The organism is Pseudomonas sp. K5002, assembly GCF_013386655.1.
In the GTDB taxonomy this organism is placed as follows: Bacteria; Pseudomonadota; Gammaproteobacteria; order Pseudomonadales; family Pseudomonadaceae; genus Aquipseudomonas.
The window spans coordinates 1-6,217 of record NZ_JACARK010000194.1 but is presented as its reverse complement, the minus strand read 5'-3'; the positions used below and the strand labels follow the sequence as shown (position 1 = coordinate 6,217).

The following is a 6,217-nucleotide window of genomic DNA, read 5'->3' as shown; positions in this document are numbered from 1 at the left end:
CTCTCCGGCGGCCAGCAACAGCGCGTGGCCATCGCCCGGGCCCTGGCGATGGAACCGGAGATCATTCTGTTCGACGAACCCACTTCGGCCCTCGACCCTGAACTTGTAGGAGAAGTGCTCAAAGTCATACAGACGTTGGCGGAGGAAGGTCGTACCATGCTCATGGTCACCCACGAAATGGGCTTTGCCCGCCAGGTGTCCAGCCAAGTGCTGTTCCTGCACCAGGGCCGTGTCGAGGAACAAGGCGGAGCCGAAATCCTCGACCAGCCGAACAGCGAACGCTTGCAGCAATTTCTTTCCAACCGATTGAAGTGAACACCACACACCATGGATACCAAGGCCACCGGACCGAACGCCTCACCTGTGCTGGACCGCATCGATGAAGCCATCATCGACGTGTTACGGCACCAGGGACGCATCACCTACGAAAAACTCTCGTCGCTGGTGCACCTGACGCCCAGGCCGTGCCTGGAACGGGTACGCAAGCTGGAACGACGCGGGGTCATCCGGGGTTATGGGGCGATCATCGACGTGCAGATGGTTTCGCCGGGGCTGTCACTGCTGGTGCTGGTGGCCCTCTCCAACCAGAGCGGGCGCTCGGCGCAGAAGGCGTTCGAGGCATGTGTCAAAGCCTGCCCGCAAGTGTTCGAGTGCCAGTTAATCAGCGGGCCGTTCGACTACAGCCTGCGCATGCGCTGCCGGGACATGGAGCACTACCGCGTGCTGACGGAAACCTGGCTGAACAATGATGAATTGCACATCGATAAATTGGTGGCGCATCCCGAGCTGGCGGTCGTAAAAAACACCGCCACCGAACTGGCCTGAATCCGCCCCTACAGGCAATAGAGATCAAATGTGGGAGCGGGCTTGCTCGCGAATGCGGTGTGTCAGCAGCACATCCAGCGACTGATACACCGCATTCGCGAGCAAGCCCGCTCCCACATTTAACCGTGCCCGCTTGAAATTCGCTTGCCTGGACGCGCCCCAATCATCTTCGCCTGCCCATCCCGCTGCTTGCCCGTGCGCGCCTCGCTGATCAGCCCCGGAATCAACTTGCCCTCCGGCAGATTCTTCCAGAACCGGCTCGGCAAATGCCCTTCCATCACCTTCGGATTCAACCGCGCCGGGTTAAAGATATGGCTGTAGTACGTCAACCACATCGCACTGTGGGGATCCTCGACATTCTGCGCCAACGCCTGCCATTCCACCGGGCATTGCCGCTGGTGAATCAACTGCTCCCCGTCGTAATAAACCCCATCCAGGGGCGTGGCGATCATCCAGCGATGACGCCCCATGCGCCCGACAAAATGCTGGCTGGCCACCTTCAAGATATCGTGGGCCGGCTCATGCCACGCCACGTACTCCGGCAACTGCGGCCCCGCCTCTGCCGGCAATGCGATAAACCGCACAAACGCATGCAGGTGATGGGCCTCGCGCTGCACCTGCTTGATCCGCCTCTGCAATTCGCTGCCTAGCTTGTCCCCCGACATCATCGCCGTGCGGTCCCCATGGCTGACGCGCCACAGCACCTCATACAACAGGCTCCAGCGCTGTTCACCGTGATAACACGCGGCAGACTCCAGCAGCTCCAGCAGCGCCTTGGGAATCCGCGCCTGGAACGGCCCGCACTCCGCCGGGTACTGCTCGTCGGTGGCAAACAGGTCCGCCACCTCGGCCACGCCCCAACTCACGTGGCTGGGGTCGATCTGATGGCTGAGCAACCAGCGCGCCTGCTCGCGCCAGGTGCTGAACAGGTTGTCGCATTCCAGGCTGATCATCCCCACAGCCCCATTTGCTGCGGCTGCGGGCGGTCGCGCAGTTGTTCGCGCAGCAGCACGCTGGTGCTTTCCGCTTGCTGCGGGTGGTAGTCGCTGGTGATAAAAAACGGCTTGGCCTTGGTCAGCACACACCGCATGCGCGCCAGGTCTTCGAAGCGGATCTTGCGCTGGCGACGCAGGTCCACCAGCCGCTGGGTGGTGCGCAGGCCAATTCCGGGAATGCGCGCAATAAGCGTCGGCTCGGCCCGGTTCAAGTCCAGCGGGAACACCTCGCGGTGCTCCAGCGCCCAGGCCAGCTTGGGGTCGATATCCAGGGCCAGGTCGCCCGGCCCTTCAAACAGTTCATTGGCGCTGAACCCGTAGCTGCGCAACAGGAAATCCGCCTGGTACAAGCGGTGCTCGCGCATCAGCGGCGGCGCGGCCAGGGGCACGCTTTTCGGGCTGTTGGGGATCGGGCTGAACGCCGAGTAATACACCCGGCGCAGTTTGAAATTGCCGTACAACGCCTCGGCGCTGTGGAGGATGGTGCTGTCGTCGGTGTCATCGGCGCCGACGATCATCTGCGTGCTCTGCCCGGCCGGCGCGAAACGCGGCGCGCGGGGTTCGTTGAGCACCGTCTGCTCACCGGTATAGATGGTTTGCATGGCCTGCTTGATCGAGACGATCTGCTTCTCGGGCGCCAGGGTTTGCAGGCTCTTGTCCGTTGGCAACTCGATATTCACGCTGAGGCGATCGGCATACCGCCCCGCCTCGGCAATCAGTGCCGGGTCGGCTTCGGGAATGGTCTTGAGGTGGATGTAGCCGCGAAAGTCATGCTCTTCGCGCAGGAGTTTGGCGACCCGCACCAGCTGCTCCATGGTGTAGTCGGCCGAACGGATGATGCCGGAGCTGAGAAACAGCCCGCTGACGCAGTTGCGCCGGTAAAAGTCGAGGGTCAGGGTCACCACCTCCTCCGGGCTGAAGCGTGCACGGGGCACGTCGCTGGAGCGGCGGTTGACGCAGTATTGGCAATCGTAGAGGCAGAAGTTGGTCAGCAGCACCTTGAGCAACGACACGCAGCGACCGTCGGGCGTGTAGCTGTGGCAGATGCCCATGCCATCGGTGGAACCCAGCCCCGCCTTGCCTTCCGAGCTGCGCTTGGGCGCACCGCTGCTGGCGCAGGACGCGTCGTACTTGGCGGCGTCGGCGAGGATGCTGAGTTTTTCGATCAACTGCATGGGGCTTCTACCGATACTGGTTTTTTGTACAGTATCAGCAGCCGCCCCCGCGGTTCAAGTGCAGCCTGTCAGCTGGCGGTGGCCAGCAACACGTCCTGCACCGAACGGCTCTTGCCGCGGCTGCGGTCGTGTTCGTACAGCGACGCGGCAATCTCGTCGGCACGGATCGGCAGGATCGACAGCAAGGTATCGCTCAGGCCATGGCTGGCCTGGCTGAAGCCCTGCATGTAGATGCCGGCCTTGCAGCGCTCGTCGGTGACGATGCGGTAGTCGCGGCTGACTTCAAAGTCGCCCATATAGTCGGCCAACGGTGCGAGCAACTGACGATGCATCTGGCGCTCGTAACCGGTGGCCAGTACGACGGCATCGTAATGGTTGAGGCTGGTTTCGCCGGTGGCGTTGTTGCGCAGCGCCAACTCCACACCCAGCGGCCCGGCCGTGGCTTTTTCCACGGTGGTCAGGGTACGGAACGCGTGACGGGCAATGCCGGAAACTTTCTGGCGGTAGAAGATCCCGTAGATGCGCTCGATCAGGTCCAGGTCCACCACCGAATAGTTGGTGTTGTGGTACTCGTTGACCAGGCGCTCGCGCTCGCTGCCGTTCTGCTGGAACACCAGGTCGGTGAACTCCGGCGAGAACACTTCGTTGACGAACGGGCTGTCATCCGCAGGCTTGAGGGCCGAGCCGCGCAGGATCATGTCGACCTGCACCGACGGGAAGCTGTCGTTGAGGTCGATAAACGCCTCGGCTGCGCTCTGGCCACCACCGATGATCGCGATGCGCATCGGCTTGCCGTCGACACACGGTTGCTGGGCCATGCGTTCCAGGTACTGGGAGTGATGGAACACCCGACCGTCATCCTTGAGCGCCTTGAACGACGCCGGAATACGCGGCGTACCACCGGCGCTGACCACCACCGAGCGGGTGGTGCGCACGTGCTGTTCACCCTGGGCGTCCCGGGAAATCACCCGCAGCGCCTCTACCTGCTGCTGATGCAGGATCGGCTCGATGGCCAGCACTTCCTCGCCGTAGCGGCTTTGCGCCTGGAACTGCCCGGAAACCCAGCGCAGGTAGTCGTTGTACTCCATGCGGCACGGATAGAAGGTACCCAGGTTGATGAAATCCACCAGGCGCCCGTGGGATTTCAAGTAATTGACGAAGGAATAAGGGCTGGTGGGATTGCGCAGGGTCACCAGGTCCTTGAGGAAGGAAATCTGCAATTCACTCTGGGTGACCAGGGTGTTGCCGTGCCAGCGGTAGTCGGCCTGTTTGTCGAGGAACAGCACGTCCAGTTTGCCCTGGGCTTTCTCGCGTTCCTGCAGGGCGATGGCCAGCGCCAGGTTCGAAGGGCCGAACCCGATACCGATCAGGTCGTGAACGGCGGGCGATGCAATTGCCTGTGTCATTCCAGTGTCCTCTGGATAAGCCCCGTGGCAGTGGGGCGGGAAAGCCTCAGAGACCTGAAGGCACAGCAACAGGTCGTGTGTTGATAGGAGACGAGGACAATGAAATAAAATTTAGCTAACGCTGGAATCAGTGCGCATCCCACTCACGCATGCGCGCCCGGCAATGCTTCATGGCATTGACGATGTGTTTTTCCACCAGCGCGCGGGAAATACCCAGGCGCTCGGCGATTTGCAGGTGGGACAGGCCGTCGAGCTTGCGCAGCAGGAAGCTGTCACGGCAGAGCGGCGGCAACTCGGCCAGCGCGCGCTCAAGCATTTCCAGGCGCTGGCCGTGGTCCAGGCAGTGATGGGGCGAAGACAGCGAAAAACGCTCCTCGCTGTCGAGTACTTCCAGGGGTTCATCCTGGCGCAGGGCGTTGCGCCGATGCCCGTCAATCACCAGGTTCAGCGCCGTGCGATAGAGAAACGCCCGGGGCTGCTCGATCGGGACCTCACTGGCACGCCCCAGCACCCGCACATAAGCGTCATGCACCACATCTTCGGCCACCTGACGGTTGCCCAGCTTGGCGTTGAGGAAACACACCAGCTCGCGATAGTAGTTTTCCAACATGACTCCCGACCGCCTGTAGGCGGCATTAGGTCCTTTGAGTACGAAGATAACGGCCGATTCGATGATGGCAGTTTGAGGTGCGTGTAATTTATAGTAATTCTCATCTAGTTTTAAACAAGACTTGCAACGCCGGCCAATTATTTTGCCTGACACACCTGTAACGGCATATGTAACGGCCTAAATCCCCGGACAATTTCCTCGTCTACCTGTCAGCTTCCCGCTCCTGCGGGCCGATCTTTCCTGGCTGGAACTCTGCATGAAACGTCCTCGACCTGCCCGACGCGCCCTGCTTGTGGTCGCGTGCCTGATCCCCGTCATCGCTTTAGCTGCCTGGCAGGTCCTGCCGCCGGGCCGGGACAAGCTGGCGACCGTCACCGTGACCCGGGGCGATATCGAAAGCAGCGTCACCGCCCTGGGCACCCTGCAACCCCGGCGCTACGTCGACGTGGGCGCCCAGGCGTCCGGACAGATCCAGAAGATTCATGTCGAGGCCGGTGCCCAGGTCAAGGAAGGCCAATTGCTGGTAGAGATCGACCCCTCCACGCAAAAAGCCAAGCTCGACGCCAGCCGCTATGCCATCGAGAACCTGCAGGCCCAGTTGCAGGAGCAACGGGCCCAGCACGAACTGGCCCGCCAGAAGTACCAGCGCCAGCAACGCCTGGAAGCCGGTAACGCCACCCGGGAAGAAGACGTGCAAACTGCCAGGGCCGAACTGAGCGCCACCCAGGCGCGGGTCGACATGTTCCTGGCGCAGATTCGCCAGGCCAAGGCCAGCCTGCGCAGTGACGAGGCAGAGTTGGGCTACACGCGCATTTATGCGCCAATGAGCGGCACCGTGGTCGCGGTGGACGCCCGGGAAGGCCAGACACTCAACGCCCAGCAGCAAACCCCGCTGATCCTGCGGATCGCCAAGCTTTCGCCGATGACCGTATGGGCCGAAGTCTCGGAAGCCGACATCGGCCATGTCAAACCCGGCATGACGGCCTACTTCACCACCCTGAGCGGCGGCAGCCGACGCTGGACCAGCACCGTGCGGCAGATTTTGCCGATCCCGCCCAAGCCGCTCAACGAAACCAGCCAGGGCGGTGGCAGCCCGAGCAGCGCCAGCAAAAGCGGCACCGGGCGAGTGGTGCTTTACACGGTGCTGCTGGACGTCGACAACACCGATAACGCCTTGATGGCGGAAATGACCGCCCAGGTATTCTT

7 protein-coding genes are annotated in these 6,217 nt (G+C 62.1%); 3 read left to right on the top strand and 4 right to left on the bottom strand.

Features of this window, described 5'->3' with window-relative positions; all coding sequences use genetic code 11:
• Positions 1–315, top strand: a 315-nt coding sequence (locus tag HX846_RS10915) for an ATP-binding cassette domain-containing protein (RefSeq protein ID WP_178965383.1), incomplete at its 5' end; no start/stop codon positions are given.
• 12 nt (positions 316–327) lie between these two features.
• Positions 328–825, top strand: a complete 498-nt coding sequence (locus tag HX846_RS10910; RefSeq protein ID WP_003208571.1) for an Lrp/AsnC family transcriptional regulator — start codon at positions 328–330, stop codon at positions 823–825.
• 119 nt (positions 826–944) lie between these two features.
• On the opposite strand, the gene HX846_RS10905 is transcribed toward HX846_RS10910, so the two are convergent.
• The 4 genes from HX846_RS10905 to HX846_RS10890 all read right to left on the bottom strand — a co-directional run bounded on the left by HX846_RS10905 (position 945) and on the right by HX846_RS10890 (position 5,011).
• Positions 945–1,778 (bottom strand): TIGR03915 family putative DNA repair protein, encoded by an 834-nt coding sequence (locus HX846_RS10905; protein ID WP_003208569.1) that lies wholly within the window; start codon positions 1,776–1,778, stop codon positions 945–947.
• Positions 1,775–2,995, bottom strand: coding sequence for a putative DNA modification/repair radical SAM protein (locus tag HX846_RS10900; RefSeq protein ID WP_003208568.1), 1,221 nt, complete (start codon positions 2,993–2,995; stop codon positions 1,775–1,777). The genes HX846_RS10905 and HX846_RS10900 overlap by 4 nt, the downstream gene beginning before the upstream one ends.
• Positions 2,996–3,063: 68 nt before the next feature.
• Complete coding sequence (locus tag HX846_RS10895; RefSeq protein WP_178965382.1) at positions 3,064–4,401, bottom strand: lysine N(6)-hydroxylase/L-ornithine N(5)-oxygenase family protein; 1,338 nt, start codon at positions 4,399–4,401, stop codon at positions 3,064–3,066.
• A gap of 127 nt (positions 4,402–4,528) precedes the next feature.
• Complete coding sequence (locus tag HX846_RS10890; protein ID WP_102369561.1) at positions 4,529–5,011, bottom strand: sigma-70 family RNA polymerase sigma factor; 483 nt, start codon at positions 5,009–5,011, stop codon at positions 4,529–4,531.
• Between the two features lie 256 nt (positions 5,012–5,267).
• On the opposite strand from HX846_RS10890, the gene HX846_RS10885 reads away from it, so the two are divergent.
• Positions 5,268–6,217 (top strand): efflux RND transporter periplasmic adaptor subunit (locus HX846_RS10885; protein ID WP_178965381.1); only part of this gene is annotated, 950 nt, incomplete at its 3' end.

What these genes read in the sequence shown, in the direction of transcription:
- HX846_RS10890 (WP_102369561.1), bottom strand. Translation starts at nt 5,011, where the DNA reads ATGTTGGAAAACTACTATCGCGAGCTGGTGTGTTTCCTCAACGCCAAG.
- HX846_RS10895 (WP_178965382.1), bottom strand. Translation starts at nt 4,401, where the DNA reads ATGACACAGGCAATTGCATCGCCCGCCGTTCACGACCTGATCGGTATC.
- HX846_RS10905 (WP_003208569.1), bottom strand. Translation starts at nt 1,778, where the DNA reads ATGATCAGCCTGGAATGCGACAACCTGTTCAGCACCTGGCGCGAGCAG.
- HX846_RS10910 (WP_003208571.1), top strand. Translation starts at nt 328, where the DNA reads ATGGATACCAAGGCCACCGGACCGAACGCCTCACCTGTGCTGGACCGC.
- HX846_RS10900 (WP_003208568.1), bottom strand. Translation starts at nt 2,995, where the DNA reads ATGCAGTTGATCGAAAAACTCAGCATCCTCGCCGACGCCGCCAAGTAC.